21 protein-coding genes and 2 tRNA genes are annotated in these 23,159 nt (G+C 61.9%); 16 read left to right on the top strand and 7 right to left on the bottom strand.

Features of this window, described 5'->3' with window-relative positions; translation table 11 throughout:
* The first annotated feature begins 152 nt into the window (after positions 1–152).
* The 4 genes from GNP00_RS02410 to GNP00_RS02395 all read left to right on the top strand — a co-directional run bounded on the left by GNP00_RS02410 (position 153) and on the right by GNP00_RS02395 (position 4,309).
* Positions 153–1,103 carry a tripartite tricarboxylate transporter substrate binding protein gene (locus GNP00_RS02410; RefSeq protein ID WP_166015705.1) on the top strand — a complete coding sequence of 317 codons (951 nt, stop codon included), beginning with the start codon at positions 153–155 and terminating at the stop codon, positions 1,101–1,103.
* 84 nt (positions 1,104–1,187) lie between these two features.
* A complete protein-coding gene (locus tag GNP00_RS02405) occupies positions 1,188–2,135 on the top strand; it encodes a tripartite tricarboxylate transporter substrate binding protein (protein ID WP_011580413.1) in 948 nt (315 codons plus the stop codon).
* A 16-nt stretch (positions 2,136–2,151) separates the two neighbouring features.
* Positions 2,152–3,336, top strand: a complete 1,185-nt coding sequence (locus GNP00_RS02400) for a mandelate racemase/muconate lactonizing enzyme family protein (RefSeq protein ID WP_011580414.1) — start codon at positions 2,152–2,154, stop codon at positions 3,334–3,336.
* 34 nt (positions 3,337–3,370) lie between these two features.
* Positions 3,371–4,309, top strand: coding sequence for a 2-hydroxyacid dehydrogenase (locus tag GNP00_RS02395; protein WP_011580415.1), 939 nt, complete (start codon positions 3,371–3,373; stop codon positions 4,307–4,309).
* Positions 4,310–4,567: 258 nt separating this feature from the next.
* Here the strand turns inward: GNP00_RS02395 and GNP00_RS02390 are convergent, their stop codons facing one another.
* The 3 genes from GNP00_RS02390 to GNP00_RS02380 all read right to left on the bottom strand — a co-directional run bounded on the left by GNP00_RS02390 (position 4,568) and on the right by GNP00_RS02380 (position 7,212).
* Positions 4,568–5,350, bottom strand: a complete 783-nt coding sequence (locus GNP00_RS02390; protein ID WP_011580416.1) for a 2-keto-4-pentenoate hydratase — start codon at positions 5,348–5,350, stop codon at positions 4,568–4,570.
* An 82-nt stretch (positions 5,351–5,432) separates the two neighbouring features.
* Positions 5,433–6,386, bottom strand: a complete 954-nt coding sequence (locus tag GNP00_RS02385) for a tripartite tricarboxylate transporter substrate binding protein (RefSeq protein ID WP_011580417.1) — start codon at positions 6,384–6,386, stop codon at positions 5,433–5,435.
* Between the two features lie 31 nt (positions 6,387–6,417).
* The gene (locus GNP00_RS02380; RefSeq protein WP_011580418.1) at positions 6,418–7,212 is read right to left on the bottom strand and encodes an HpcH/HpaI aldolase family protein; all 795 of its coding nucleotides are present in this window, start codon (positions 7,210–7,212) and stop codon (positions 6,418–6,420) included.
* A gap of 161 nt (positions 7,213–7,373) precedes the next feature.
* On the opposite strand from GNP00_RS02380, the gene GNP00_RS02375 reads away from it, so the two are divergent.
* Genes GNP00_RS02375 through GNP00_RS02365 form a run of 3 tightly spaced genes read left to right on the top strand, consistent with a single transcriptional unit; the run spans position 7,374 to position 10,341 of the window.
* Positions 7,374–8,276, top strand: a complete 903-nt coding sequence (locus GNP00_RS02375; RefSeq protein ID WP_011580419.1) for an NAD(P)-dependent oxidoreductase — start codon at positions 7,374–7,376, stop codon at positions 8,274–8,276.
* On the top strand, positions 8,273–9,205 hold the full coding sequence (locus GNP00_RS02370) for a 2-hydroxyacid dehydrogenase (protein ID WP_011580420.1): 933 nt from the start codon (positions 8,273–8,275) through the stop codon (positions 9,203–9,205). The genes GNP00_RS02375 and GNP00_RS02370 overlap by 4 nt, the downstream gene beginning before the upstream one ends.
* Positions 9,206–9,237: 32 nt before the next feature.
* Positions 9,238–10,341 carry an NAD(P)/FAD-dependent oxidoreductase gene (locus GNP00_RS02365; RefSeq protein ID WP_011580421.1) on the top strand — a complete coding sequence of 368 codons (1,104 nt, stop codon included), beginning with the start codon at positions 9,238–9,240 and terminating at the stop codon, positions 10,339–10,341.
* 40 nt (positions 10,342–10,381) lie between these two features.
* Here GNP00_RS02365 and GNP00_RS02360 read toward each other — a convergent pair whose 3' ends face one another.
* Positions 10,382–12,184 carry an adenine deaminase gene (locus GNP00_RS02360; RefSeq protein WP_011580422.1) on the bottom strand — a complete coding sequence of 601 codons (1,803 nt, stop codon included), beginning with the start codon at positions 12,182–12,184 and terminating at the stop codon, positions 10,382–10,384.
* Positions 12,185–12,403: 219 nt separating this feature from the next.
* On the opposite strand from GNP00_RS02360, the gene mgtE reads away from it, so the two are divergent.
* Positions 12,404–13,819 (top strand): magnesium transporter, encoded by a 1,416-nt coding sequence (mgtE, locus tag GNP00_RS02355; protein WP_011580423.1) that lies wholly within the window; start codon positions 12,404–12,406, stop codon positions 13,817–13,819.
* Here mgtE and GNP00_RS02350 read toward each other — a convergent pair.
* Positions 13,814–14,644, bottom strand: a complete 831-nt coding sequence (locus GNP00_RS02350) for a TrmH family RNA methyltransferase (protein ID WP_011580424.1) — start codon at positions 14,642–14,644, stop codon at positions 13,814–13,816. The genes mgtE and GNP00_RS02350 overlap by 6 nt on opposite strands.
* A 204-nt stretch (positions 14,645–14,848) precedes the next feature.
* Between GNP00_RS02350 and GNP00_RS02345 the strand changes: the two genes are divergently transcribed.
* A tRNA-Tyr gene (locus tag GNP00_RS02345) sits at positions 14,849–14,933 on the top strand.
* A 28-nt stretch (positions 14,934–14,961) separates the two neighbouring features.
* On the opposite strand, the gene xth is transcribed toward GNP00_RS02345, so the two are convergent.
* Together xth and GNP00_RS02335 are read right to left on the bottom strand one after the other, a co-directional pair.
* The gene (gene xth / locus GNP00_RS02340; protein ID WP_011580425.1) at positions 14,962–15,741 is read right to left on the bottom strand and encodes an exodeoxyribonuclease III; all 780 of its coding nucleotides are present in this window, start codon (positions 15,739–15,741) and stop codon (positions 14,962–14,964) included.
* Positions 15,738–16,370 carry an alpha/beta hydrolase family protein gene (locus GNP00_RS02335; RefSeq protein ID WP_041544577.1) on the bottom strand — a complete coding sequence of 211 codons (633 nt, stop codon included), beginning with the start codon at positions 16,368–16,370 and terminating at the stop codon, positions 15,738–15,740. Before GNP00_RS02335 ends, xth begins: the two co-directional genes overlap by 4 nt.
* Before the next feature lie 254 nt (positions 16,371–16,624).
* Here GNP00_RS02335 and GNP00_RS02330 point away from each other — a divergent pair.
* From GNP00_RS02330 to GNP00_RS02300, 7 genes are all read left to right on the top strand, one after another.
* Positions 16,625–16,698: transfer RNA gene (locus GNP00_RS02330), tRNA-Gly, on the top strand.
* Between the two features lie 142 nt (positions 16,699–16,840).
* Positions 16,841–17,245, top strand: coding sequence for a hypothetical protein (locus GNP00_RS02325; RefSeq protein ID WP_011580427.1), 405 nt, complete (start codon positions 16,841–16,843; stop codon positions 17,243–17,245).
* Between the two features lie 171 nt (positions 17,246–17,416).
* Positions 17,417–17,974 (top strand): DUF305 domain-containing protein, encoded by a 558-nt coding sequence (locus tag GNP00_RS02320; protein ID WP_011580428.1) that lies wholly within the window; start codon positions 17,417–17,419, stop codon positions 17,972–17,974.
* 113 nt (positions 17,975–18,087) lie between these two features.
* A complete protein-coding gene (locus tag GNP00_RS23545) occupies positions 18,088–18,573 on the top strand; it encodes a MarR family transcriptional regulator (protein WP_011580429.1) in 486 nt (161 codons plus the stop codon).
* Between the two features lie 622 nt (positions 18,574–19,195).
* Positions 19,196–20,194: a TAXI family TRAP transporter solute-binding subunit gene (locus GNP00_RS02310; RefSeq protein ID WP_011580430.1), complete on the top strand. Its 999-nt coding sequence runs from the start codon at positions 19,196–19,198 to the stop codon at positions 20,192–20,194.
* A 44-nt stretch (positions 20,195–20,238) separates the two neighbouring features.
* Positions 20,239–22,185, top strand: coding sequence for a TRAP transporter fused permease subunit (locus GNP00_RS02305; RefSeq protein WP_157038031.1), 1,947 nt, complete (start codon positions 20,239–20,241; stop codon positions 22,183–22,185).
* A 201-nt stretch (positions 22,186–22,386) separates the two neighbouring features.
* The gene (locus GNP00_RS02300) at positions 22,387–22,884 is read left to right on the top strand and encodes a TIGR02444 family protein (RefSeq protein WP_011580432.1); all 498 of its coding nucleotides are present in this window, start codon (positions 22,387–22,389) and stop codon (positions 22,882–22,884) included.
* The last annotated feature ends 275 nt before the right edge of the window (positions 22,885–23,159 follow it).

Raw genomic sequence — 23,159 nt, 5'->3', positions numbered from 1 at the left:
CCTCCTCAGAAACCCTCCTGAAACCTATTTGCATATCCTTGCATATTTCTGTATACAAAAGCAATTGACCGGAGCCTTTGGAGGAGGTTCCGCGATCTTTTGGGTTCAGGAGGCGGCGAAAGCCGGGAACCCGCAACAATGGGAGGAAGGTCATGAAATCGGCAGGAATCTGTCTTTTGGCCGCAGCCGTGCTGGGTGGCGGCATCGGTGTCGCGGCGGCGGAATATCCGGAGCGCCCCATCATTTTCCAGGTCCCGTTCGGGGCCGGTGGCGGCACAGATGTGGCGGCGCGCACCTATGCGCCTTATCTGGCAAAGTGCATTGGCAACAATGCCGAGCTTGTGGTCATCAACAAGCCTGGCGCCAGCGGTCAGCTCGGCTTTGCCGAGCTCGCAACTTCAAAGCCCGACGGCTACATGATCTCTACGCTGAACGCGCCGAATTTCGAAATTGGCGCGATCACGGGCACCGCCTACAAGCTCGACCAGTTCGAGCTTCTGGGCAATATCGTCGGCACGAATGTCACGCTGGTCGTACGCAAGGACAGCCCGATCAAGACACTCGCCGATCTGATCGAGGCGGCGAAGAGTTCGTCGACGCCGATCAACATCGGCACCTCCTCGCTCGGCGCGGAGGATCATCTCACCGGCCTGCGTTTCGCCAAGATGGCGGGCGTCAAGTTTGCGACGCTGCCGCTCGAAAGCGCCGGCAATGTCCGCAACGAGGTGATCGGCGGCCACATCCAGGTGGGCAGCCTCTCCAACAACGAAACCGCGCCTTTCCGCGACCAGCTGCACGTGCTTGCGACGGCAACGCCCGAGCGGCTGCCGGAAATGCAGGACGTGCCGACCTTTCGCGAGCAGGGCTTTGACCTCGTCGCGGGCTCCAATCACGTGCTCGGCACCCGTGCCGGCGTACCGGAGGAAATCCGCGCCAAGCTTGCCGGCTGCGTGGAGCAGGTCGTGAAGGACCCGGCATTTCTGGAGGATGCGAAGAAGCGCTCCGTAAGCTTGAATCCGATGAACGCTGAAGAAGTGAAGGCATTCATCGCCAAGGAGTATTCCGACTTGGAGACGCTCTGGAAGACGGAGCCCTGGCAGTAGGCTCGCTGCATCATGCGGGTTCCCGGCCCCGATCGGGAGCCCGCCGAAGTGCAATCCTCCCGATCCTGACTGGAGATGACCCGCATGCGATATTGCGCCCTTGTACTTGCCCTTGCCCTCGCGGGGGGAGCCGCAACGGCCGCGCTGGCCGAATATCCCGAAAAGCCGATCACCTTCATCGTGCCCTTTGCTCCGGGCGGCGGCGCCGATGTCGGCGTGCGGATCATGGAGCCGTTCATGGAGAAGTGCCTGGGCGGCGAGCTGGTCGTGGTAGATAAGCCCGGCGCGGGCGGTGCGATCGGCATGTTCGACATCGCCAATGCCGCGCCGGACGGCTACACGCTCGGCAGCATCATCACGCCGAACCTGCCGGTGAACACCATTGCGACGGAAAATCCGCGCTTCACTATGGACAGTTTCGATTATCTGGCCAATCTGGTGGGAACGCGGGTAGCAATCAGTGCCGGCAAGGGCGGCCGCTTCACGACCATTCAGCAGCTGATCGAGACCGCGAAGGAAAAGCCTGTTCAGGCCGCGATCACCCAGCCTGGCGCTGATGACCATCTGGTGCTGCTCCGCCTCCTGCAGGAAACGGGCGCAAAATTCGACTTCATTCCAATGGTGGAATCGCCGCTCGCGCGAAACGCCGTGATGGGCGGGCATGTCGAAATCCTCGGCCTCTCGGTCACGGAGAGCGCCAATTTCAAGGACCAGCTTCAGACGCTGGCGATAGCGGGTTCAGAGCGCTTTGCCGGTCTGCCGGACGTGCCGACGCTGAAGGAGCTGGGCTGGGACATCACCGCCGGCAATACTTTTCTGATGGGAGCGCCGGCCGGGTTGCCAGCCGACATAAAGGCCAAGCTGGACCAGTGTTTTCAGACCGTCGCGCAGGACCCCGAATACCGCAAGCAGATCACCGAGCGGAACTTTATCCTCACGCCGATGAATGCTGCCGAGACGGAAGCCTTCGCGCGCGGCGAATATGAAGCATTGAAGAAGCTTTGGGACCAGGATCCCTGGATCAAGGACTAGGAGGCTGGCGAGTACGATGAAGATTACCGCGGTCGAAACCCTCTATTGCAACGCAGGATGGCGCAACCTTTCCTTCCTGAAAATTTCCACCGACGAGGGGCTGGTCGGCTGGGCGGAGTTTCCGGAAAATCACATCAACAATGTACTCTCTCCGCTCGTCCGCCACATGGGCCAGCAGATCCTCGGCGAAGATCCGCGGCGCATACATCCGGTGATCGACCGCCTCCGCCGCGCGGCCTGGGGTGTGCCCTTCGGTGCGGTCTCGCGCGCGATCGGCGCGATCGAGAACGCACTGGTCGACATCAAGGCAAAGGCTATCGGCGTGCCGGCCTATGAACTTATCGGCGGCAGGATGCGCGATGATATCCGTATGTACTGGTCGCATTGCGGTTCCTATCATGTGACCAACTGGAAGGATCTCGGCGTTCCGCGCATCACCTCGCTCGATGATGTGAAGTCGCTGGGGCGGCAGGTGCGGGAGTCCGGCTATCACGCGCTCAAGACCAACCTCATGATGTTCGACAGGCCCGAACCTTACATGTACCGTCCGGGCTTCGCCGGCGGTTCGGGTGACCCCGACCGCAATCCGCTTCGCTCCGCCATCTCGGCGGCGGTCGACCAGATGACAGCCTTCCGCGAGGGCGCGGGGCCCGATATTGGCCTTAAACTGGACGTGAATTTCAATTTCCGCCCCGAGGGCTATATCCGTCTCGCCCATGCCCTGGAGCCCGTGGACCTCGACTGGCTGGAAATCGACAATTTCGACGCCAAGGCCGTCGCCCAGGTTCGCCGGGCCAGCCGCATCCCCATCGCCTCCTGCGAGACGCTGAGCGGCAGGCGCCAGCTTCGGCCCTATCTGGAGGAGCAGGCGGTCGATGTCGTGATCATCGATGTGCCGTGGAACGGCATCTATGAAGCAATGCGGATGGCCGCCTTGGCCGACAGTTTTGAGGTCAATGTCGCAACCCATAATTTCTGCGGGCCGATCGCCACGCTCATCAGTGCGCATTTCTGCGCCGCCGTTCCCAATTTCCGCGTCATGGAAATGGATGTGGTACAGGTCCCGTGGACGAACGACCTCATTACCAATCCGCCCACGATCGAGAGGGGCTATATGCGCCTGCCCGACGGGCCGGGTTGGGGCGCGGATGTGAACGAGGAGGCGCTCCGGGCGCATCCGCCCGTAGCCGCCAAGCATTGATTTTGCTCAGTTATTACGCAGTTGGGGAATGCTCATGAAACCCGAGGTGATTGTCCGTGTGCCCTTTCCGCCCGAAAGCATCGCGCTTTTGGAGGAGGATTTCACTGTCTATTATGCGCCCACGCTTCCAGAGCTCGAAAAGGCAATCCGCGAGCATGGCGCCACGACACGAGGCGTTGTCACCAACGGGTCCATCGGTCTCACCGGTGATCAGATTCGCGCGATTCCCCATCTGGAAATGATCCATACCGTCGGCGTCGGCTACGAAAAGATCGACATGGAAGCGGTAAGGGAGAAAAAGATCATCGTCGCCAACAATGCCGGCACGAACGCGTTTTCGGTGGCAGAGCAAGCTCTGGGGTTGCTTTTGGCGGTCCTGCGCGACATTCCGGCAGCGGAGCGGGCGGTTCGCTCGGGTATCTGGGAAGAAGCACGCTATCCCCGCCCTCTGATCTTCGAAAAGCGTGTCGGCATTGTCGGGCTCGGGGAGGTCGGTCTGGGCGTCGCCAAACGCGTCCAAGCCTTTGAAGCCACCGTGCTCTACCACAATCGCAGGCCCCGCGAAGGCGCCCCCTACGAATACTATTCCACAACCAGGGAACTCGCCGCAGCCTCCGACATCCTCATCATCTCCTGCCCGGGCGGAGAGGAAACGCGCCACCTGGTCAACCGCGACGTGCTGGCAGCGCTGGGCCCATCCGGTGTTCTCATCAATGTCGGCCGCGGCAGCGTGGTCGATACGGCAGCACTCGTCGAGGCGCTGCATGGAAAGGTTATCGCCGCCGCCGGCCTGGATGTCTGGGAAGGCGAGCCGGTGATTTCGCCGGAGTTGGCCGGCGCACCGAATGTGATCCTCAGCCCGCACATCGGCGGCCGCTCCCCGGAAGCGGTGGTCTTTGCCAGGCGGCAGATATCCAAGAACCTGAAGGCGCATTTCTTCGGGAAGGGAGATATCGTGCACCGGATAGCGTGACCAAAATTCCCCTCTCTTGCGTTTCCAAGCACGTGCTCGGGTAAAAGCCCGCTCGCAGATGCAGGAAAACGCTTTCTCTCCCACAAGGGGAGAGATAACGCTGGCATTACCCTCGCTGCCAGTCGCTGATCTTGGCGGCTTATGGAAGCGTAGGCGACCCATATCTCTCCCCTTGTGGGAGAGAAAGCGATCTCAACATCTTAGCCGAAGGCTAAGTGTTAGAAATTGCAAGTGAGGGGACGGCCAGCCACTAGCCACTCACCTCGCAAACCGGATATGAATGCTCCCCAGCCGCGTGAACTCGGCGCGCACGTCGTCGCCTGCCTCGATCGGCACCGCGGCGATGATTGAGCCGGTCATCAGAATCATACCGGCTGTGAGCATCCCGCCATTCGCAAGCACGGTATTGGCGATAAAGGCGGCGGCATTGTAAGGATCGCCCATTACTTCCGCGCCCGTGGCAGACCCGGCCGGGCTGCCATTGATCGTCATCACGCATCCTTCTAGCCTGAGATCGATCCCGTCCGGCGCGCGGCCCGGCCCGCCGACGATAACGCTGCCGGCGGTTTTGTTGGTGGCAATGACCATCTGTCGGCTGCGCTTCAGATCGCCGGGCGCGCCGACCGCCACTTCGATGGCCGGCAGCAGGAGGGCGGCCGCCCGCCGGACATCGAGCGGCGTCACCTGCGGCCCGGGAAGATCGGCGCCGAGAAGGATCGCCACTTCCGGCTCCACCGCGTTGCGACGCTCCGGAACGATGGCGATCGGCTCGCCTTCCGGCAGAAATCCCGACTGCAGGAAAGCGCCGGCAATGGGGCCGCCATTGCCGCGTTGAGCCTGGACGGCGGCGCTTGTATAGGCGGCCTTGTAGCCTACTGCGCGATCTCCTGCGGCGGCAAGCCGGCGGATCAGCGCGAACTGGATGCGGTAGGCATCCTCGTCGCTGAGGCCGGGCTGGTCCTCCAGCACGTCCTTCCAGGGCTCTCGGCCTGATATCCGGCCCTGAATCCGGTCAACGAGTGTTTCGATTTCGCTGTCCATTGTAACCTCTGCGAGAAAAAGGCCGCCGCTGGATCAGCCAGCGGCGGCTAACACCTCATCGAAGGACCTCGCCCAAGCCGGGTTACTTGATCCAGGGGTCGCTTGCCCAAAGCTCAGAAAGGGCCTTGTGCTGGGCGCGAATGAAGGCTTCGGTTTCCTCGGCCGTCATCACATTCAGCGAGAGCGAGCGCTTCTCTGCGTCTTCAAGGAACTTCGGGTCCTTGCCGGCGACCTGAATGCACTCACGCCATTTTGCCAGCGCCTCCTCGGGGAAGCCCTTCGGTGCGCCGATGACGTGGGTGGATCCACCCACCAGGTCGATCCCTTGTTCCTTGAATGTGGGAGCCTCCGGGAAGAGCTCGGAGCGCGTCTCCGCGGCAATTGCGAGCGGACGGATTTCATCGCGGAATCCGGCGGCTTCCACGTTCGACATCAGGGAAAACTCGACCTGGCCGCCCAGAAGGGCGTTGCGCGAATCCGCCCCCGAGCCGAAGGGAATGAAGTTGAGCTTGGCGCCGATCAGCTTTTGGAACTGGAGACCCGCAAGGTGATCGTCTGCGCCCACGCCGCCCATGCCGACATTAATCGGGGTGGAACTGCCCTTGATGTAGTCGATCGCTTCCTGGAGTGTCTGGAACTTGCTGTCCTTGCGCACATTGAGCGTTGAATTCACGCCGATGATGTTGCCGAGCCACTCAAAGTCCTCGAAGGACGGTTGATCCGGCTTGGAGAGATTGTTCGTCACCAGGTTCGGCATGTTCGCCATTCCGATCGTGTAGCCGTCCGGCGCGGCCTTGGCGAGCGCGGTGATACCCACCGCTGAGGCAGCGCCGGGCATCGCCGTCGGCACGAGCACGGCGCCCTGGCCGAGGCAGGCTTCCACATAGGGCTGCCATGTGCGGATGCCGACATCGGTGCCGCCGCCTGCCGAGTTCGGATTGACCACGGTAATCGCACGCTCGGGATATTCGGCGGAAGCCGCGGTCGCAAAGAGTGCAAGCGCCGCGGCGCCTGCAGCCAAGAAAATCGTTTTCATCAGTTCCTCCCGGTCATGTTTGTCGTGATGTTCAGCCGACGATCGCGGCGTCGGCGGCTTTCGCCTCGGCCATGAATTTCATTGCCCCCTCGATCAAAAAGTTGGTGTCCGCGCCGGTAAAGTAGCAGCGCGAGGCACCCATCCGCACATATGGCTCCAGTTCATCGCTCTTGCGGATGCCGCCGATGATCAGGGGTTTTCCGGCGGCCTTGCAGGCGGCGATAACCTTTCCATAGACTGTCTGGACCCGATCGTGCTTGTATTGGCCAGGTATGCCCATGGAGGTGGTGAGATCATTGCTGCCGATCTGGATTGCGTCGATGCCGTCGACGCCGATGATTTCCCCAGCCCTCTCTGCCGCCTCCTCGGTTTCGATCATGGCGATGAGCAAGGTAGCATCGTTGATGGCGGCGGCCAGTGCGCCACCCGAAAGGCCTTTGAAACGCGGATTGGGGATGCCGCTGCCGACGGAGCGGTCGCCCTTGGGCGCAATCAGCGCTGCCTGGACCAGTGCCTTTGCCTCGGCGGCCGAGCGGATATCGGGAGCGAGAATGCCCTGGGCGCCCGCATCGAGCACGCGTGATACCAGCCCCGGCTCCAGGCTCGGCACGCGCGCGAAGGCCGTCACCTCGCTGTGCAGGGCGGTGGAGAAGATCTGCGCGGCAGTGTCGATCGAGATCGAGCTGTGCTGCAGGTCCACATAAAGCCCGTGATAGCCCGCCGCCTGCGCCATCGAGACGATGTTGACCGTGCGCGCCATGCGCACCGAGAAAACGAATGTCGGCTCGCCAGAGCCGAGCCTGTGCTTCAAAAGATTCGCATGCATTCGTTCCTCCCTCGGCGCCGACGCACTTTTCGCCAGCCGCAATCTTGCAGGCCTGTCTTTCTTTGAATACAAAGGTCGACAGAAAAATACAAGAGTGGATGCGGGGCTTGGTCGGCCGGATTGACGGGCCCAGGAACGGTCGTTGAAAAACAGGAGCATCAATGACGAACATCGCTTTCATCGGCTTCGGCGAAGCCGCGCAGGCCATGGCAATGGGCCTGAGCAAGGAGCCCTCGGTGGAAGGGCTTTCCGCCTTCGACCTCCGTTTCGCGGATGCCGCTCAAGCGCCTGATCTCAAGAGCCGGGCGGAGGCGCGGAAAGTAAAGGCCTGCACCAGCCTGGTAGAGGCGGTCGCGGGTGCGGACGTCGTGCTCTCCCTCGTAGTGGGGTCGGCGGCGGTTAAAGTGGGAGAGGATGCGGGCAAGCATCTGAGGAAGGGACAGGTCTTCATCGACCTTAACTCCATCGGGCCGGACGCCAAGAAGAGGGTGGGCGAGGCGCTGGCCAGGGGAGGCGATGCGGACTTCGTCGAAGGCGCCGTCATGGCGCGCGTGCCGCCTTACGAGCACAAGGTGCCGATCCTCCTGGCCGGAGGGGAGGCGGAGCGCGCGGCAAGGATCCTGACCGGCGCGGGAATGGATATCGAGGCTGTCGGGACCGAGATCGGCCAAGCTTGTGCGGTGAAGATGATCCGCTCAATCCTCGTGAAGGGCATCGAGGCGCTCCTGCTCGAAAGTCTTACCGCGGCGGAGAAAGCGGGGGTGCGCGAGCGCATAATCGATTCGATCTCGCAGACCTTTCCCGGGCTCGACTGGCGGCAGACGGCCACCTATTACATCGGCCGCACGCAGCAGCACGGCGCCCGCCGGGTGACGGAGATGAAGGAAGCCGCCGCCACTCTCGAAAGCCTTGGGCTCAAGCCCATTTTGTCGACCGCGATCGCGCAGACGATCGGCGGCTCGTATGAAAAGCTCAAGGCGTCGGGCCTCCCGTTCGATAAGGAGTATCCGGAGATGTTGGCCGCGCTTGCGGCAGGCGGCAATGCGGGAGAGAAGGCGGCATGAGACCGGAGGTCATGGTGCGGATCCCATTGCCTTCCGCCGGGCTGAAGCTTTTGGAGGAAGATTTTGTCGTCCACTATGCGCCTTCGCCTGAGGAGTTCGAAAAGGCGATCGATGCGTATCCCGCCACGCGCGCCCTGGTCACGAATGGCTCGATCGGTGTGACGGGAGACCAGCTCCGCCGGCTCAGAAAGCTGGAATTGGTGCACACGCAAGGGGTCGGCCATGAGAATGTCGACCTTGCGGCGGTGAAAGAGCTCGGATTGATCCTGTGCACAGGTAAGGGGACGAATGCGTCCTCCGTCGCGGACCACGCGATGGCGCTTCTCCTCGGGATCGCGCGCAACCTATCCTGGGCGGACCGGCAGGTCCGCAACGGGTTGTGGCTCAAGTCCCGCGGGCCGCGTGCGCTTGCCTATCAAAAGCGTCTGGGCATTTTGGGGCTGGGCGAAATCGGCCTGCAGATCGCGGAGCGGGCCCTAGGCTTCAACATGGAGATCCGTTACCACAACCGAAACAAGCGAAGCGATGTGCCGTATGAATATAAGGCCTCGCCGCTCGAGCTCGCGCGCGACAGCGATTTCATCGTGATCGCCACGCCTGGAGGACCAGGCACGAAAGGCATCGTGAACCGCGAATTCCTGGATGCGCTCGGGCCCAAGGGATTCCTCATCAATATAGGCCGCGGTTCCATCGTGGATACGGACGAGCTGGTCAAGGCGCTTCATGAGCAGCGGATCGCGGGCGCTGCCCTCGACGTGGTGGCGGGCGAGCCGAACGTCACCCAGGAATTGCTTGAAGCGCCAAACCTGATCATCACACCGCACATGGCGGGCCGCTCGCCGGAAACCGTCTCGGCGGCGATGCAGCGCATTTCGAATAACCTCAAGGCGCATTTTGCCAATGGCGAGCTCGTTTCCCGGGTAGCCTAGCGCTGCGTCCAATCCCGCGCTAGGGGACCCCCATGGAGGAAGTTCAGTGTGTCGTTGCCGGTGCGGGTGTGATCGGGCTCGCAGTCGCGCGTGCTTTGGCGTCGATGGGGCGCGAAGTCATCATTCTTGAGGCCGCAGGCTCAATCGGCAGCGAAACCTCATCGCGAAACAGCGAGGTCATCCATGCCGGGATCTACTATCCGGCCGATAGCCTCATGGCGCGCCTCTGCGTGGAAGGGCGGCAACTGCTCTACGCCTATTGCCGAGAGCGCGATATACCGCACCGGCAATGCGGAAAGCTGATCGTCGCGACGTCCAAGGCCGAACTGGAGCAACTGCCGGCAATTGCCGCAAAGGCGGAACGGAACGGCGTTGCAGATTTGAGGCAGCTCACCGAATCCGAAGCCTGCTCCCTCGAACCGGCGCTGGCGACGGCCGGAGCATTACTGTCCCCGTCGACGGGCATCATCGACAGCCATGCCTATATGGTGTCGCTGCTGGGAGACGCGGAAAGCGCCGGCGCCGTCCTCGTTCTAAACAGCCCGGTCGAGCGGGGGAGAGTGACCGATAAGGGCATCGTGCTCGATATCGGCGGGTCCGATCCCACAACGCTCTCCTGCCGCCTGTTCGTGAATGCCGCGGGGCTTTCCGCGCCGAAGCTGGCGCGGAGCATCGAAGGAATGCCCGCGCAGCTTGTGCCGAAGGAATACCTTGCCAAGGGCGACTACTTCTCGCTTGCCGGCAAGGCGCCTTTCTCGCGGCTCATCTACCCTGTTCCGGTCAAAGGCGGCCTTGGAATCCACCTGACGCTCGATCTTGCCGGACAGGCGCGTTTCGGCCCGGACATCGAATGGGTAGACAACCTCCACTACGCGGTCGACCCCGCCAAGGCCGAGCTGTTCTATGCCGGGGTGCGCCGGTATTTCCCCGACCTGAAGGATGGAGCGCTGCTTCCGGCCTATTCGGGTATCCGGCCGAAGATCGTGCCGCCGGAGGTGGCGGTTCAGGATTTCCTCGTTCAAGGTCCACGGGCACACAGCGTCACCGGATTGATCAACCTCTTCGGCATCGAGTCGCCCGGCCTGACATCCTCTCTCGCCTTGGCGAAGTTCGTTGCAGAAAGCCAGGCTGTGTAAGGGCCGAAATGCCGGACCTAGCCTATCTCGCATCTATTGCTCAAGCCGCTTCGAAAAGTTGCACGATCTCCATTTCAGGCACGAGGACGAGCCCTTTGTCCGTAATGCGGATTTCCGGGATTACTGAAAGCGGGATGAGGTTGAAGCCCATATAGGGGATGGAGCAGCCTGCCTTCTCCCACTCAACCTTCAAGGCTTTCACCTCCTCCGCCACTTCCGTCACCCGCTTGTCAGACAGGAGACCGGCGATGGGCAGGGGCACCATCGCAGTCACCTTTCCATCCATGACCACGCAGACGCCGCCTTGCGCCTCCTCGATGGCGCGCAGCGCCACCTGCATGTCCGCCTCGTTGGTTCCGGCCACGATGATGTTGTGGCTGTCATGGCCGACAGAGGAGGCGACGGCGCCGCGCTTCAGGTTGAAATTGCTCAAGAGCCCGTGAGCGACATTGCCGGCTGACTTTCCGTGCCGTTCGACAACGGCCACAAAGCAGAGCCCGTGCCGGTCGAAATGATCCTGCCAGTGGTTCGAAGGCTCCAGCGTGATCCGCTCGTGGCCGAGCGTGATGCCGGGAAGCTCGGTGCGGATCGTATGGGCGACGACTCTTGCCGTAGGAAGTTCCGGCGTAAGCTTCACGGCCTTCGGCAGTTTGACCGTGTGATAGGCCGCTTCCGGATAGCGGTAGCGGTTGGAAAGAGCGGTATCGAGCAGAGGCGTGATCTTCCTGTTCTCAACCACGAGCTCGCCGCCATACCAGGTGTTGACGGGCTTAAAGCCGTCGTCGAGGAGCACGAGATCAGCCCGCCGCCCGCCTCCAAGGCCGCCGATATCGCCCTCCAGGCCAAAGCGTGTCGCCCCGTGCAAAGAACCCATTGCCCAGGCCTGTTCGGGTTTCATCCCCGCCTTCATCGCCTCGCGCGTCACCCAATCGAGGCCGAAGAGCAGCAGGTCGTCCGCGTCCCTGTCGTCGGTGCAGACCGCAATGCGCTTGTGCGAGGCGCCAAGCTCCGTGATGGTCTTGATGGCCTGCGGCAGGCTGTGCCAAGGCGTCGTGGGCGGCCCGCCGCGCAGGAAAAGCCAGATGCCGGCTTCGAGCAGGTCGTCCGCGATCTCGCGATCGATCGCCTCATGCGTGTCGGTCACGCCCGAGGCAGCATAGGCTGCGACGAACTCCCGGCCATAGACATGGCCGGACACTGGGCGCCCGCGCTCCAGCGCCGCGGCCAGGATTGCATGGCTGCGTTCGTCACCCATGGCAACCTGCACGAAATCCATTTTTTCGCCCAGCGCAACGGCCTCCGGCCATTTGTCGAATAGGGCTGCGATCTTTTCGGCCGTGAGGTCGCCGCCTGCCGTTTCAAGTTCGGGAGACGTTGCGGGGACCGTGCTCGGAACGGTAAGGAAAATCGACGATGGTGCCTGGCGGGCATCCTCAAGCATTGCCTCGACTCCCGCCACATCCATGACATTGCCGATTTCGTGGCTGTCGCAGAAGATCGTGGTGGTGCCGTTGAGAAGGGCCGCCTCCGCATAGGAGCAGGCGGTGACCATGCTTGATTCGATATGAATGTGCGGGTCCACCAGCCCCGGCGCGATCAGTCCGCCCGCCGCGTCGTAAATGGTCGCCGCGCTGCCGCGATAGCTGCCCGCGGGCTTTACCGCAGCGATTCGCCCGCCCGAGATCCACACTTCGCGATCCGGCAGGATACGCTCGGAATAGGTGGAGAGCACCCGTGCGCCCTTGATGACGAGGTCGGGTTCTGCGCGGCCGGAAGCCACATCGGCAAGATGCCGTGTCATGGTTGCCAGCGGGCGCACGGAAAAGCGGGTGAGGGTGCTCATGGATGACCTCGGATATGGAGACACATGCTTCCTTGCAGAATGACCCTGGCGCGGCGACGGATCAAGCGGCGTCCAAATTCACCTGCGCCTTCTTCGGCGGCAATAAGCCGTGTGACTTTCGTTGAACTTTGTCTTTCCAGCGCTTTTGTTCCTGCCGAAGGCGCGCTAGAGGTGGCGCGACGCGCGTAGTCGTGGCCGGATATTCGGTAGGAGGCGTCCTTGAGCGAGCCGGAGACGCAGGAAAGAGACGGCAATCCGGCCGCGACGCCGGAGCATGGCATTTATGGCGAGGATGGCTCCGTCTCGGCGCATTTCCTCGCCCATATCGGTGCCGCTATTGCAGATCGCGACACGCTGACGCTGCGAAGGGACGTAGGCGGCCTGCACCAATCCGAGATCGGTGATCTGCTGGAGGCTCTCCAGCCCGAACAACGCCGCGCGCTCGTGCAGCTCATGGGCGACGAATTCGACTTCACGGCCCTGACGGAGGTGGACGACGCGATTCGCCTCGACATCGTCGAGAGCCTGCCCAACACGCAGATCGCACAGGCCGTCCAGCAGCTCGATTCGGATGATGCGGTCTACATCCTTGAGGATCTCGATCCGGAAGACCAGGACGAGATCCTGGCGCAGCTTCCATTCACCGAGCGGGTCCGGCTGCGCCGGTCGCTGAGCTATCCGGAAGAGACTGCCGGCCGGCGCATGCAGACGGAGTTCGTCGCCGTGCCGCCCTTTTGGACGGTCGGCCAGACCATCGACTACATGCGCGAGGACCAGAACCTGCCGGACAGCTTTTCGCAGATCTTCGTCATCGATCCGAGCTTTCGGCTGGTCGGGGCTGTCGACCTCGACCGCATCCTCCGCACGAAGCGGTCCGTCAAGACCGAGGAGATCATGCGCGAGACGCGCCATGCCATCCCGGCCACGATGGACCAGGAAGAAGCGGCCCGGATTTTCGAACAGTACGACCTGCTTTCGGCGGCCGTGGTGGACGAGAACGAGCGTCTGGTGGGCGTGCTCACCATCGACGACGTGGTGGACGTGATCACCCAAGAGGCCGAGGAAGATCTTCTCCGGATGGGCGGTGTGGGCGACGAGGAGCTTTCCGACTCGGTGCTTGCCGCCGGGCGTTCCCGCGTGCCCTGGCTGATGGTCAATCTCGTCACCGCCTTCATCGCGGCCTCCGTCATCAGCCTTTTCGATGCGACGATCGAACAGGTGGTCGCTCTCGCCGTTCTCATGCCCATCGTGGCGGGCATGGGTGGCAATGCCGGCTCCCAGACCATGACCGTGACGGTACGGGCGCTCGCCACCGGCGATCTCGATATCTACAATGCGGGACGCATTATCCGCCGCGAGGTCGGCGTGGGCCTTCTCAACGGCGTCATTTTCGCGACGCTGATCGGGCTTGTCGCCGGCGCCTGGTTTCAAAGCCCTACGATCGGAGGGATCATCGCCGCGGCGATGGTCATAAACATGTTCGTGGCGGCGCTTGCCGGGATATTGATTCCGCTGTTGCTCGATCGGGTTGGCGCGGACCCCGCGGTGGCTTCATCCGTTTTCGTGACGGCGATAACGGATGTGGTAGGCTTTTTCGGCTTCCTCGGCCTTGCCACCTGGTGGTTTGGTCTATGAGCCCTCGGCAAGCGATCGGCGCGCTATATAGAGAGCGACAGCGGCCGCGTTCGAAACATTGAGGGAATGAATGGCTCCCGGCATGTCAAGGCGCGCGAGCGCCCGGACCGTTTCGCGCGTTTTCTGACGCAGGCCCTTGCCCTCTGATCCCAACACGAGGGCAATCTTCTTGCCCTGCAGCGTCTTTTCCAAGCGCTGCGGGCCTTCCGAGTCGAGCCCGACCGTGAGGAAGCCGGCCGCATGCAACTCCTCGATCGCGTTGGCGAGGTTGCGCACCTCGATATGATCAATATGCTCCAACGCGCCGGATGCGGCCTTGGCGAGAACGCCGGATTCGGCGGGGCTGTGCCGCGCGGTGGTCACCAGCGCATCGGCACCGAAGGCCACCGCCGAACGCATGATCGCACCGACATTGTGCGGATCGGTCACCTGATCGAGAACCAGGACCAGCGAGGCATCCTCAAGGCCGGAGAATGGCTTTGGGGTGCGGGCCGTGGCTTCCACGAGCACGCCCTGATGCACCGCATCGGCCCCCACCAATGCGTCGATGGCCTTGGGTTCCACAATTTCCACCGGAAAGGGCAGGGTGCTGGGATCGGCAATCCCCAGCCTTTGAGCTGCGTTGCGCGTCACCAGCATTTGACGGATCGAGCGAGCAGGATTGTCGATGGCCGCGCGCACGGTATGCAAGCCATAGAGGCGCACGATTCCTTCCGGTAAATCCGCTCCCGCGCGTTCATTGGGCGCGGTGCGTTCGCGATGAGCCCTGCGTAGCCGCGCATAGTGGCTATCCTTGGGCGTTCCTGTCTTCTTATGGTCGCTCATGGCGCCTCCTATAAACGAGAGGAGGCCGAACGCCTATGGCCGCAGGGGCGGGTTCTTGCGATTTTCCGCTGTGATGCGCTTTGACGCTGTTGACAGGCGGAAATGACGTGGCCATAAGGCGCACACGAAAACGGAGCGGCGTTGATCTGCCCGATCGGTTTTCCCATATAAGTCCTGCGCGTTGCTTATATAAGCAGCAGGCGCGGAGGGGTGTCCGAGTGGTTAAAGGAGACGGACTGTAAATCCGTTGGCTTCGCCTACGCTGGTTCGAATCCAGCCCCCTCCACCATCCTGCCCTAAATGCCAAAGCCGAAGGGTCACCGGCGCAAATTCAGCTCTATCCATGCGGGCGCATGATCGCTCGCGCCTTCCCTGCCTCTCACATCGCGGTCTACACCTGCTTTCACGATAGCTCCGCGTAAATTCTCGCTGAGCAGCAGGTGGTCGAGCCGCAGCCCGGCATCGCGCTGCCAGCGCAGGCGTTTGTAGTCCCAGAACGTGTATATGCGTTGTTCCGGATGCAGGAGTCGGATGCCATCCGTCCAGCTTCGGCCGAGAAGCCGCCTGAATGCTGCCCGGCTCTCCGGCTGAATGAGCGCGTTATCACCCCATGACTTGGTGGGATAAATATCGATATCCGTGGGGGCGACGTTAAAATCGCCCGCCAGCACAATCGGAGCGCCGGTTTTCCGGAGCGCGGTCGCATGCTTTCTCAGGCGTTCCAACCAGGCCAGCTTGTAGTCGAATTTCGGTCCCGGCTGCGGATTGCCATTCGGCGCGTAGATCGAAGCGATAAGTACCCCCCTTACCGCCGCCTCGATATATCGGGCCTGCGTGTCGGCGGCGTCTCCGGGAAGACGCGTCCTGGTCAGAACAGGCTCGCCTACCCTCGATAGGATCGCCACGCCATTCCAGGATTTCTGGCCTTTCCAGACCGCTCTATAGCCGAAGCTCTCTATCGCGCTTTTCGGAAAGGCGTCGTCCGTGGCTTTCAATTCCTGCAGGCAAACCACGTCCGGCTTTGATAAATGAAGCCATTCGAGAAGGTTTGGCAGCCGCTTGTTGATATTGTTGATGTTGAAGGTGGCAATCTTCATCGTGCGATGCGTCTTGCCCACGCCGAGACGGTCTTGGCGACAGTTCGCAGATGGTCGGCGGTGGAGTATCCGGAGACAGTTTTTCGCGGTTTCAGGTCGTGATCGCCGTCCTCTAGCCAGAGCATTTCGATCCGATCCGACAAGCCGTATGTGGCCACCTCGTCGCGCGTGCCGAATTCGTCTCTCGTCCCCTGGCAGATCAGGGTAGGGGTCTTGATCCCGATCAGATGTCTTGTCCGCAATTGGGTCGGCTTGCCGGGCGGGTGGAATGGATATCCAAGGCATAGAAGGCCCGCGATTTTCTGACGCTCATAAAGCGCATCGGCTATCATCGATGCAACGCGGCCGCCCATCGATTTGCCGCCAATGATCAGGGGACCTTGAGCGGCCAAGGCATCGACCGCCGCCAAATATTCCGGCTCAAGGGTTTCGGCTCGCGGAGGCGGCTTTCTCTGTCCGCTTCGGCGAGCCGCCATGTAGCCGAACTCGAAACGGACGATGCGCAGGTTCTCTGCCGCAAGCGCTTTTGCGATGGCGTTTAGCGACGCAGAATCCATGGGGGCTCCGGCCCCGTGCGCGAGCAGAATCGTCGCGTCTCCACCTTCCGTGCCGTCGACAAGAATGTTCATGGATAATCTTTCGTCTGGATCGTGGCGTTCGCTCGCCAATGTAGCTCCAGACATTGTCCACGGCGATGCCATCGCACCTCGATAGCCACGTTCTTGTTCCTGTGTGAATGATCATCTGGCCCAAGATGCAATCGCCAGCGGCGCATGGTGCTGTATGGATCTGCATTCACTCTCCGCACAGGTGAAAAGCTCACAAGTGTTCAAGCGCGGCGGGCTTGACCTCCGCGATCCGCTCGAATAGGTGTGCTTCGGTCGCGGGCATGGTGAAATGGTATCACAGGAGCCTTCCAAGCTCTTAGTGCGGGTTCGATTCCCGCTGCCCGCTCCAGCCTCTCTTCTTCAATAGCTTGCGAGCCGGGGACGACCGCCGGGCGTTTTGCGCCCGTTGCTTGGCGGCGCGCGAAGTAAAGAGGAACTTCCGCCGAGCTCTCTGGTTTGGTTTTCGAAAAACCTATCTGGAAGGAGAGTATATGCGCAGCAAAATTCTAGTGACATCTGCTCTACTGCTTGCCGTAGCGGCCCCGGCAGCCGCGCAGGACACGACGGGCACAATGCGGGTGTGGAGGCTTGTCCCTCAAGGGGAAGCCTATATCTCGGGAGATTGCGTCGAGCTTCAAGAAGGAACCCAGCAGTTCCACCCCTCGGGCCAGGATACGCCCTCCCAACAGGGTGGTCCCGGTGCCTGCCCTCCCGGAATGGCGCCCGCCGATGACCTGACGACAGGATCGACGAGCGACGAGCAAGATTCCGTTACCGGGGATCAGGACGACGCGTCCGGTTTGCCAGATGAAACTGACGACACGGGAGGTGCCGATGAAACTGACACCGGAGGTGCTGGCGAAACTGACGATACCGGAGGTGCCGCCACAGAGTGATTGACCTGAAATAGGATATCCAGCCCCGGTTGCTGCCCTGCTGCCGGGGCTCTCTTTTGCTCAGCTCAAAGATCAGTAATGCGCCGCAGCGCGGCCCCGGTGTCGTTCTGCTGCCGAACCAATGGCAGCCGGCTACGTTAGTCGGTTGTCGAACTGGCGAAGGAGGGGATCATGGACCCCCGGCAGCACGTTATGAAAATGGGATGGGGGCGGTTCGCGCTGGTGATCGCCACCTCTACGGTCATCATGTTCTTCCTGATGTACCAGCTTGTATTCAGCCTCGATCATGCGACGTTCAGCGTAAATCGGCTGGTAGCTTCGCTTGTGATGGGGTGCGTGATGGCGGCCGTGATGCTTGGCTTCATGTGGGGTATGTATGAGGGCACTGGCATCAAGATAACGGTCCTGCTCACCGCGATCATCGCTGGCGGCGTATTGCTGTACTTGAACCGAAACCAGGCCTTGGTGCGGGATACCGCCTTTATGAGATCGATGATTCCCCATCATTCCATTGCCATCAACAACGCAAGAAAGGCGGAGATAAGCGACCCCCGCGTGCGAGAACTCGCCGACGAAATCATTTCGTCCCAAGTGCGCGAAATTGAAGTGATGAAGCGGCTCATTGAGGATATTGAAGCTAACGGAGAGCGCGCAGAACAGCCGCTTCCGGCGCGTCCTGCCGTGGTGACCCCCGACATGGAGCCGCGGATCAGCGAGGCTGTCCGATAGCCTGCTCACGGCAGGCCCGACTATATGCCGCAATCGAAAGCCCCAGCCCATCGCCTTGTCATTCACTAGATGTTGAGGCTACCTTTCTGCCCGAGTTGCGGGGAGGCGGACCGGTGGCAGATGAAACGAGCAAGCAAGAAGAGCCGATCGAACTCGGCCAACTCGACCACACGACGGGCTTTCTGGTACGGCGCCTGCACAATTCGCTCGTGTCGAGCTGGAAGGCGGATATCGTCGGGCCAGCATCGCTGATCACGCCGGTTCAGGCCGGTGTTTTGATCCTGATCGCCGAGAACCCCGGCGTGATGCAGGCACGCCTCCTTAAGGTACTCGACGTCGAATCGGCGACGCTGGTGAAGTCGATCACCCGGCTCGCGGAGTTCGGCTACATCGAGAGGGTGCGAAATCCCGACGACAAGCGCGCCTTCCATCTCTACCTCACGCCTTCCGGACAAGAGGCGCTAAAATTCGTCGCTGCCAAGATGCGCGAGCGCGAGGAAGGGCTCAGGACCAGCATCGACCCTGCCGAGTACGAGGTGTTCCGAAAGGTTCTGCTGCAATTGATTCGATCCCGATTGAAGACGGCAACCTGGCTCTAGATCTCACGCCACAGCCGGTTTCTCGTGGCGAGGAAGACGTGTTGAGTCTCCAGCATTTATGTAGCTTGCCTAGCTATTTTAGTTGCAACTCCCCGGTCAAATCGAATACTGTGAGCGTCATCCTGCCGCGAAACGCGTGAAAACGCTGAGCTTGGCGGGAGGGAGGAAACCGAAATGGCAGACGGGCCGAAACAGGGCTGGTGCCATCAAAAGCTGCGTGCCCCGATCGGGCGGTTCGGGGAACTCACGCACCTTGAGGGAGCAGACCGCGGTCGCGAAAGCGGCGCGTTAACGCCGAGACGGTCGCCCAGCTCAAGCCTGGCCATTCGTCGCCCGCTGTCCTGTTTGACAACGTCAACGGATTTGAGTGCCCGGCGTCCGCATCCTGTCGGGCGCAGCGAACTCCTCTGCCAGCCTCGCTACGGTTCTCGGCGGGCCAGTGCCGCCCGACGGGGGCACTTGCTGCGAACGAGCCCTGTCCCGTGCCGATTTCCTGCGGACAGTCGCAGCGGAGGCAGGACCGAACTGCGCGGGCCCATCTGCTCGCATGATCGCCAACGGGCGCGGAGGACGATGCGATTACTGATATCCGCGGAGCGGACAATTAGGGAGGAGGGGAATCATGACTTTTGCCACTATCACCAGGCGCGCAGTGCTCGGCGGACTCGCCGCCGGAACTGCCACGCTTTGGCTGCCCGGCGTGAGCTTCAGCCAGGCCGCTTCCGTGCGAATCGGCACTTCGAGCGCGGGCTCGGTATTTTACACCCTCGCCGTCGGGCTCGGCGAGATGATCCGCGAAAGCTCGGGGATCAATAGCACCATCGAGCCGGTGGGCGGCTCTGCCGCTAACGTCAACGGCATCGCCAATGACAATGTCGATCTGGCGATCTCCAACTCCTTCGCTTCCTATTCGGGCTATAACGGCGAATTCGGCTTTCCCGCCCCGATCGATTTGCGTCTCGTCATCCAGGGCCAGGCGAGCAATCGCTGGCTGTTCGTACGCGAAGGCTCCGGCATCTCGTCGCCTGCGGACCTCGTGGGCAAGACCGTGATCGGCAAGCGCCGCTCGCTGCCGGAGCTCGAACTCGTCACGCACGCCTTTCTTCACCCGTCGGACGTCAACATCGTCGGCACGGTGGAATCGAACGAAACCATCGACGCGATCCGCGCCGGCAGCGTGGACGCGATCATGATGCCATTCAGCCGCCGCGCCGGCCAGATCGAGGAACCGATGCACGACGGCGTGATGACCGCGCTAAAAATCTCGAAGGAAGACCGTGACGGCATCCTTGCCCGCCTGCCGAACGGCTTCTACGGCCTAGACATTCCGGCCAACGACTTCTCGAACCAGCCCGAGGAATTGCCGGCTGTCGCGCTGAACACCTACCTGATCAGTTCGCCTGAACTCGACGAAGAAACCGTCTATCAGATCGCCAAGTCCGTGTTCGAGAACATCGAAAAGTTCCGCAGCTATCATGCGACGGGCGGGCAATGGACCGTCGAGAATACGCTGATAGCTCCTGCGCTGCCCTATCACGATGGCGTTGTGCGTTACTTCAAGGAGATCGGCGTTTGGACTGACGAGATCCAGGCCAAGCAGGACAAGCTCCTCACCCGTTGATCTTTCACCCGTTCCAGGCTGCCGCGCGTGGCCCGGAACCTCGCGTGTCCACGGGTTCAGCACTGATGTCCAGCCAAGCTAAACCGGTCGTCCCTCCCATATTGCTCGTCCTCACGACCCTTACCGTGCTCTGGCACGTCGTGACGATAGCGCAGTTGCCCACTTGGTTCGGCATCTTCATTCCTCAGGCGTCGATCCGGGCCACGAGCCTCGTGCTTGCCGCTGTGCTGATCCTGCTCACCTCCCATGCCGCGAGCGGCCATGAGGGCGAACCGCTTAAGGACGGCGTCCGCTTCCGCTGGCTCGACCTTCTGGTGTTCGCGCCGCTTGCCGCAGGCTGCAGCCTTGTCATTTTCAACTACGACAAGGTGCTGGACTACGGCTTCTTCGGTGCGCTCGACACCACCGGCGTCATTCTGGCGCTCTGCGTCGCCGTTCCCCTCCTGGAACTCGTGCGCCGCAAGACTGGGATCGTATTGCCGATCATCATCCTGAGCTTCGTCGCCATTGCGATGTTCCAGGCCTATCTGCCCGGAGTCCTGCACGGCCGAGGCTATTCGCTCGACCGGCTCCGTTACTCTTCCTATGTCGGCGAATCCGGGATATTCGGCGCGCCGCTCGGCATCGCCGTCAATATCGTAATGGTCTACTTGCTGTTCGGCGCTCTGATGGAGAGGGCAGGGGCCAGCCGCTGGTTTATGGATCTCGCGCTCTCACTCACCGGCCGGTCGAGCGGCGGTCCGGCCAAGGCGTCCGTCGTCGCTTCCGCTATGTTCGGCTCCATCTCTGGCTCGCCCTCGGGCAACGCCGCCACCACTGGCGTGTTCACCATTCCGATGATGCGCGAGGTGGGCTATAAGCCGAGCTTCGCCGCTGCCGTTGAAGCGGTGGCATCGACCGGGGGCATGATCCTGCCGCCGGTGATGGGGGCCATTGCCTTCCTCATGGCCGAATGGATCGGCCGCACCTATCGCGAAGTCGTCATCGCGGCGCTGATCCCGGCGATCCTCTACTTCATCGTGATCTTCGCGTCGGTGCATTTCGAGGCAAAGCGCTCGGGTATCCGTGCTATGGCGCGCACCGACCTCCCTGCCTTCTGGAAGACGCTGCGCAGCGGCTGGTACTACGCGCTGCCCATGCTGGCGCTGATCTGGTTCCTGATCATCGCCGCGTTGCCGCCGGGAATGGCAGGGATTTATTGCTGCGGCGTGGTTCTGCTCTGCTCGTTCCTGTCGCCCGATCGCTCGCGCTGGCTCCTGCCAAGGCCTCTGCTTCTCGCGATGAAAGACGCAGTGATGCGCTGGCTCGTCATCGTCGTCATCACCGCTTCCGTCGGCATCATGATTGGCGCGATGGAACTCTCGGGCGTCGGCCTCAACGTCTCGCGCTTCATCGTCGATATCGGCGGCGGCAACCTTGTCGTCACGCTGGTCCTCGTCGGGGCTGTCAGCCTCCTGATCGGCATGGGACTCGACGCGACCCCGGCCTACGTGACGCTCGCCACGCTCATGGCCCCTGCGCTGATTCAGATGGGCGTTCAGGACATCGCAGCGCACCTGTTCGTGGTCTATTGGGGCCTTGCCTCTTTCTTCACACCGCCAACCTGCATCGCGATTTTCGTTACCGCTCCGATGGCCGGCGCGAGCGTCTGGGCGGCGGGCTGGCAGGCCGTGCGCCTTGGCATCGCGGCCTTCCTTGTGCCGATGAGCTTTGCGCTGAACCCCGCCCTGCTCATGGAGGGGGCCGTCAGAGAGATCATCCTCGCCACCGGCACCGCGCTGGTTGGTGCAGTCGCACTTTCCGCGGGTCTTCGCGGCTTCGCATTACAGCGGCTCAGCGGAGCTGAGCGCGCGCTGATCTCACTCGGCGGTGTTCTCCTGATTGCACCGGGCATCGCGCCCGCCCTCATTGGGCTGGGCCTCGTCGTCGGAGTGGTGGTCTGGTCGACCTGGCTTCAATCCGTCCGTCCAGTGCGGGAGGGGTCGCCGTGACGACTCTCGCATGGGGTGACGCTCAGGAACATCGCCGTCGCGAAAGATGCAGGACCAAGCCGCGATGACACGCGAGATGGTCCGCTAGGCGAGCTGCGCAACCGCCGCCAGCTCGTCGCGGTGGTCGACCGCGCCCTCGCAATGACTATGGCCTGACCGCTCCCGTACGGCTAGTCTGACCTCAGTCGATTTGGAGGCCGCATGTCGAACCCATTCTGGGATTTCTCCCTCGCCTTATATGCCGATCCGGAGGTGCAGGCGGCTTCTCTTGCCCTACAGGATCGGGCCGGCTGCGACGTGAACCTTGTTCTCTATGGACTTTATCAGGCGCGGAACGGCCGGACGCTCGACGTAGCGGCCTTCGCCGGACTTGACGCGATGATTAAGCCGGTGCGCGATCTTGCCGTAATCCCCCTGCGCTCAATACGGCGCGAGATGAAGAAGCACGGCTTTGCAGCCGACAGCGACGGCTTCGAGCGTCTGCGGACCGAGGTGAAGACGGTTGAACTGCATGCCGAGAAACTCATGCAGTCGCTCCTTGCCTCCGCCCAGCCCGCCACTGGGGAGGCGGAACCCATCACGGCGGCACGCGCCAATCTCGCGGCCTATGGCCGGTCGTTGGGACGAGACCTTCCGGCAGCGGAGGCGAACGTGCTCATCGTCAGCCTTGCCAGGATGATCTCGGCCGTCGACTCATGAGCGCGGCGCCTCATTGAGGCGAGCTGAACCATAGCGAGAAGCTGGCGGCTAGCTCGTCGTATCGGATCGCCGCACGGCGGGAGTGCGTGAAAGCAGCCAGTCGGAAAACGCCCACCGTTCTGGACGGTTAAGGACCACCGCGCGTTCCCCATAAGCTTCCCTTCTTGCAGCAACTGAGTGCTACAGGATCTGGAGCAGTTGCTGACCGCCCCGGTTTGGATGTTTGAGCTCGAAAAGCTGACATTTAACGAGAGCAGACTGGCCTGAAAGGCGCC

The organism is Chelativorans multitrophicus (assembly GCF_011317445.1).
In the GTDB taxonomy this organism is placed as follows: domain Bacteria; phylum Pseudomonadota; class Alphaproteobacteria; order Rhizobiales; family Rhizobiaceae; genus Chelativorans; species Chelativorans multitrophicus.
Note: the sequence above shows the minus strand (reverse complement) of the source record. Positions and strands in the feature narration are given on the sequence as shown.

Excerpts from the sequence above, each read along its gene's own strand:
- GNP00_RS02405 (WP_011580413.1), top strand. The coding sequence starts at position 1,188 with ATGCGATATTGCGCCCTTGTACTTGCCCTTGCCCTCGCGGGGGGAGCC.
- GNP00_RS02400 (WP_011580414.1), top strand. The coding sequence starts at position 2,152 with ATGAAGATTACCGCGGTCGAAACCCTCTATTGCAACGCAGGATGGCGC.
- GNP00_RS02350 (WP_011580424.1), bottom strand. The coding sequence starts at position 14,644 with ATGAGCGACCATAAGAAGACAGGAACGCCCAAGGATAGCCACTATGCG.
- GNP00_RS02325 (WP_011580427.1), top strand. The coding sequence starts at position 16,841 with ATGCGCAGCAAAATTCTAGTGACATCTGCTCTACTGCTTGCCGTAGCG.
- GNP00_RS02375 (WP_011580419.1), top strand. The coding sequence starts at position 7,374 with ATGACGAACATCGCTTTCATCGGCTTCGGCGAAGCCGCGCAGGCCATG.
- GNP00_RS02390 (WP_011580416.1), bottom strand. The coding sequence starts at position 5,350 with ATGGACAGCGAAATCGAAACACTCGTTGACCGGATTCAGGGCCGGATA.
- GNP00_RS02365 (WP_011580421.1), top strand. The coding sequence starts at position 9,238 with ATGGAGGAAGTTCAGTGTGTCGTTGCCGGTGCGGGTGTGATCGGGCTC.
- GNP00_RS02310 (WP_011580430.1), top strand. The coding sequence starts at position 19,196 with ATGACTTTTGCCACTATCACCAGGCGCGCAGTGCTCGGCGGACTCGCC.
- GNP00_RS02385 (WP_011580417.1), bottom strand. The coding sequence starts at position 6,386 with ATGAAAACGATTTTCTTGGCTGCAGGCGCCGCGGCGCTTGCACTCTTT.
- GNP00_RS02335 (WP_041544577.1), bottom strand. The coding sequence starts at position 16,370 with ATGAACATTCTTGTCGACGGCACGGAAGGTGGAGACGCGACGATTCTG.
- GNP00_RS02320 (WP_011580428.1), top strand. The coding sequence starts at position 17,417 with ATGGACCCCCGGCAGCACGTTATGAAAATGGGATGGGGGCGGTTCGCG.
- GNP00_RS02370 (WP_011580420.1), top strand. The coding sequence starts at position 8,273 with ATGAGACCGGAGGTCATGGTGCGGATCCCATTGCCTTCCGCCGGGCTG.
- xth (WP_011580425.1), bottom strand. The coding sequence starts at position 15,741 with ATGAAGATTGCCACCTTCAACATCAACAATATCAACAAGCGGCTGCCA.
- GNP00_RS02395 (WP_011580415.1), top strand. The coding sequence starts at position 3,371 with ATGAAACCCGAGGTGATTGTCCGTGTGCCCTTTCCGCCCGAAAGCATC.
- GNP00_RS02300 (WP_011580432.1), top strand. The coding sequence starts at position 22,387 with ATGTCGAACCCATTCTGGGATTTCTCCCTCGCCTTATATGCCGATCCG.
- GNP00_RS02360 (WP_011580422.1), bottom strand. The coding sequence starts at position 12,184 with ATGAGCACCCTCACCCGCTTTTCCGTGCGCCCGCTGGCAACCATGACA.
- GNP00_RS02380 (WP_011580418.1), bottom strand. The coding sequence starts at position 7,212 with ATGCATGCGAATCTTTTGAAGCACAGGCTCGGCTCTGGCGAGCCGACA.
- GNP00_RS02410 (WP_166015705.1), top strand. The coding sequence starts at position 153 with ATGAAATCGGCAGGAATCTGTCTTTTGGCCGCAGCCGTGCTGGGTGGC.